At 69.1% G+C, this 3,903-nt stretch carries 3 protein-coding genes; all 3 read right to left on the bottom strand.

Annotation, left to right across the window (positions count from 1 at the left end; genetic code table 11):
- Positions 1–1,788, bottom strand: a 1,788-nt coding sequence (locus ACXJKL_RS16405; protein ID WP_457208092.1) for a glycosyltransferase, incomplete at its 3' end; no start/stop codon positions are given.
- Positions 1,785–2,990, bottom strand: a complete 1,206-nt coding sequence (gene glf, locus ACXJKL_RS16400) for a UDP-galactopyranose mutase (protein WP_457208091.1) — start codon at positions 2,988–2,990, stop codon at positions 1,785–1,787. The genes ACXJKL_RS16405 and glf, both read right to left, overlap by 4 nt.
- 48 nt (positions 2,991–3,038) lie before the next feature.
- Positions 3,039–3,903: glycosyltransferase (locus ACXJKL_RS16395; RefSeq protein ID WP_457208090.1), on the bottom strand; the 865-nt coding region annotated here is incomplete at its 5' end.

The raw sequence follows: 3,903 nt of genomic DNA, 5'->3' as shown, positions 1-3,903 counted from the left end.
GTACCACTTGGCGTCCATGGCCGGGATCTCCGCCTCGGGGTGCTCCCGCGAGGTGGGCCGGATCGAACGGAGCTGACGCAGCGGCATCGTCGCGGCACGCACGAGCAGCGCCCCCCGACCGGGCACGCCGGAGTCGTCCTTGCCCTTGCGCGGGGGCTTGTGGCGGCGCACCGGCGCGAAGGCGTCCGGGTCGGCCTGCAGCTGGGCGTCGGAGTACTGCTTGCGGAACGCGTTGACCTCCGCCAGCCGGGTGGCCAGCTTCTCGTGCAGCGCGTAGGGGCCGTCGAGGACGTCMTCGAGGGCCATCAGCCGCAGCTCGACCGTGGAGTACTGCATGGCCACGACGTGCGCGACCTGGTGGTTGAGGCTCTCCCGCACCATCCGGCCGCCCCGCTCGTAGGGCGAGTGGAGCAGCGCCGCGACGAAGCGGTTGCGCTGGTGGAAGTAGGCCTGCCAGTCCAGGGCGTCGTTCTTGTCGGTCCACGGGATGTGCCACACGGCCGCACCGGGCATGGAGACGGTCGGGTAGCCGGCGGCCTTGGCACGCAGGCCGAACTCGGAGTCGTCCCACTTCAGGAACAGCGGCAGGCTGAGGCCGATCTCCTCGAGCACCTGGCGCGGGATGAGGCACATGAACCAGCCGTTGAAGTCCACGTCGATGCGCTTGTGCAGCCAGCGCGAGGAGCGCAGGTTGCGGGCGCCGAAGTCCCAGTCGCTGAACACGCCGGGGGCCGAGAGCCACCAGAAACGCCACGGGGTGATGATCTCGCCGAAGCTGTGCAGGCGGGTGCGCGCGTAGATGCTGAACATGTGGCCGCCCACGATCGTGGGACGGCGGGCCAGGTCCCCGAAGGTGACGGCCCGGATGACGCCTTCGGGCTCGCAGATGACGTCGTCGTCCATCATCATCGCGTACGTCGCGGTGCCCTTGCGGACCGACTCGAGCTGGCCGCGGGCGTAGCCGCCGGACCCGCCGAGGTTGCCCTGCTCGATGATGCGCAGCGTCTCGCCCAGGGAGGCCGCGGCCTCGGGGAAGAACTCCGAGTCGACCATCTTCTGGGTGCCCTGCTCCATGACGAGGACCTCGTCGAGGTAGGGCCGCAGCTCGGGGGTCGACCCGAGCTGGCCGATGAGCTTGGCGACGAAGTCGGGGCGGTTCATCGTGGTGATGCAGATGTCGACGGTCCCGTGCTCGGCCCGGTCGGCGGGCACCTGGGCGGACCACTCTGCGGAGCGGACGACGACCTCCTCGTCGCCGGCCACGACGTCGTACCAGTACCAGCCGCCGTCGACGAACGGCTTGAGGGTGAGCGCGAAGTCGAACGTCGAGCTCTCCTCCGTACCGGTGGTGACGGTCTCCACGCGCTGCGAGCGGCCGTTGGCCATCGAGCGGTAGACGGTGACGGTGGCGCCGCGGCCCTCGACCGTCAGGGTCAGGTCGACCTCGGAGACGATCGTGTAGCGGCGCCAGTAGCTGGCCGGGAAGGCGTTGAAGTAGGAGCCGAACGAGATGCGCTCCTCCGGGGACAGCCGCAGCGCCTCGCGGTCGAGGATCTGGTCGGGGTGGATCGAGACCCCGGTCGAGGCCGACTGCCGCATCTGGGCGGCGTTGAGCTGCTGCGCCTGCCGGTTGGAGCCGACCTCGTACTTGTCGGCGTCGAGGACGGCGGCCTCGGGGTCGACGTACAGGCGGTAGACGTCGGTGTCGCCGTCGATGGGCAGGATCTGGCGCTGCAGGACCCGGCGCGCGGTGGCGGTCCCGGTGGCGGTTGTCGTCGAGCTGGTCATGCGTCCACTCCTCCGCTCGTGAGCGGCTCTCCGTCGAGGAAGTGCGGCTTGAGCTTGTTGTCGAACATCGACAGCGCCGACCCGATGGCCATGTGCATGTCGAGGTACTTGTAGGTGCCGAGGCGACCGCCGAAGAGGACCATCGGCTCCTTCTTGGCGAGGTCGCGGTACTTCAGGAGCTTGGCCCGGTCCTCGGCGGTGTTGACGGGGTAGTAGGGCTCGTCGTCGGGCTCGGCGAAGCGCGAGTACTCGTGGACGACGATCGACTTGCCCGGCAGGTAGGTGCGCTCGGGGTGGAGGTGCTTGAACTCCAGGACCCGGGTCCAGGCGACGTCCTGGTCGTTGGCGTTGACCACGCCGGTGCCCTGGTAGTCGTCGACGTCGACAGTCTCCTGCTCGAGGTCGACCGTGCGCCACGAGAGCCGGCCCTCGCAGTTGTCGAAGTACTCGTCGACGGGGCCCGTGTAGACGACCGGGACCGTGCCCTTGTAGTCGTCCTGCCGGAAGTCGTCGGTGTCGGTGAACCAGTCGGTGTCGGTGCGGACCTCGATGTTCGGGTGGTCGGCCATCCGGGTCAGCCAGGCCGTGTAGCCGTCGACCGGCAGGCCCTCGTAGGTGTCGTTGAAGTAGCGGTTGTCAAAGGTGTAGCGGACCGGGAGGCGCGTGATGATGTCCGCGCTCAGCTCCGTGGGGTCGGTCTGCCACTGCTTGGCGGTGTAGCCCTTGATGAACGCCTCGTACAGCGGGCGCCCGATCAGGCTGATCGCCTTCTCCTCGAGGTTGCTGGCGTCCTCGGTGGCGATCTCGCTGGACTGCTCCTTGATGAGCGCCCGGGCCTCGTCGGGGGTGTGCGCCTTGCCGAAGAACTGGTTGATCAGGCCCAGGTTCATCGGCAGCGAGTAGACCTGGCCCTCGTACTTGCCGAAGACCCGGTGCTGGTAGCCGGTGAAGTCGGTGAACCGGTTGACGTACTCCCACACCCGCGTGTTGGAGGTGTGGAACAGGTGGGTGCCGTACTTGTGCACCTCGATCCCGGTCTCCTCGTCGATCTCGCTGTAGGCGTTGCCGCCGAGGTGGTGGCGGCGCTCGATGACGAGGACCTTCAGGTCGAGCTCGGAGGCGCATCGCTCGGCGATGGTGAGGCCGAAGAGGCCGGAGCCGACGACGACGAGGTCGGGATGGTCGATGGATCCCTGGGACAAGGGAGAACTCCTGTGTGTGGACGCAGCGCCCGGGGGGGCTGCACGAGTCTAGCGAGGGGGTGCGGCCGAGCCGGGCAGGCGTCGCATGCCCCGCGCGGCCCGGATGGCGCGCGTCACGTTGGTGGCCTCGCCCCGACCACCGCGCACCGGGCTGGTCAGCACGACGATGAGGGTGATCAGCCACGGCTTGAGGCGGACCAGGACGTTCTCGCCGTGGCGGAAGTGCACGACGAAGAGGTTGCGGTACATGTAGAACCCCTTCCAGCCGGCCAGGTCGTGCTGCTGGTTGAAGTCGAGCTGTCGCACGAGCACCGCGTCGCGGACCGCCCAGACGCGCCGCCCGGCCCGGCGGGCGCGGACGGCGTACTCCGCGTCGTCGTAGAAGATGAAGAAGGAGGGGTCCGGGAAGCCGATCTCCTCGACCACTCCGCGCCGGGTCATGAAGCCCTCGAAGGCGACGTTCTGCACCTCGACCAGCTCCGGCATGGAGGCGCGGTCGGCGTAGACGGTGTCGACCGCGGAGCGCTTGGGCCGGATCGCCAGCGGGTTGCGCAGGTCGAAGTGGATGGCGGCCTTCTCGACCAGGGCGCCGGACAGGTCCTCGCGCACGGCGATCAGGCAGTCCTCGTCCGTCGCCATCAGGGTGGCCAGGCAGTCGGGCGCCGGGACCACGTCGTCGTCCATCAGCCAGATGCGGTCCCACCCGCCGTCGTAGGCCCGACGGACCCCGGTGTGGAAGCCGCCGGCGCCGCCGGTGTTCTCCTGGTGGACCACCTCGAGCGACAGCGCGCCCGGGCCTGCCAGGTGCGCCTCGAGCACCGCGCGGGTGTGGTCGGTGGAGGCGTTGTCGACCACCACGAACACGTCGGGACGGCGGGTATGGACCGCCAGGCCGGCCAGCATCGCGAGGAGC

This window comes from Nocardioides sp. P5_C9_2 (genome assembly GCF_054049555.1).
The sequence above is the reverse complement of the archived record's forward strand: the minus strand, read 5'-3'. Positions and strand labels throughout refer to the sequence as shown.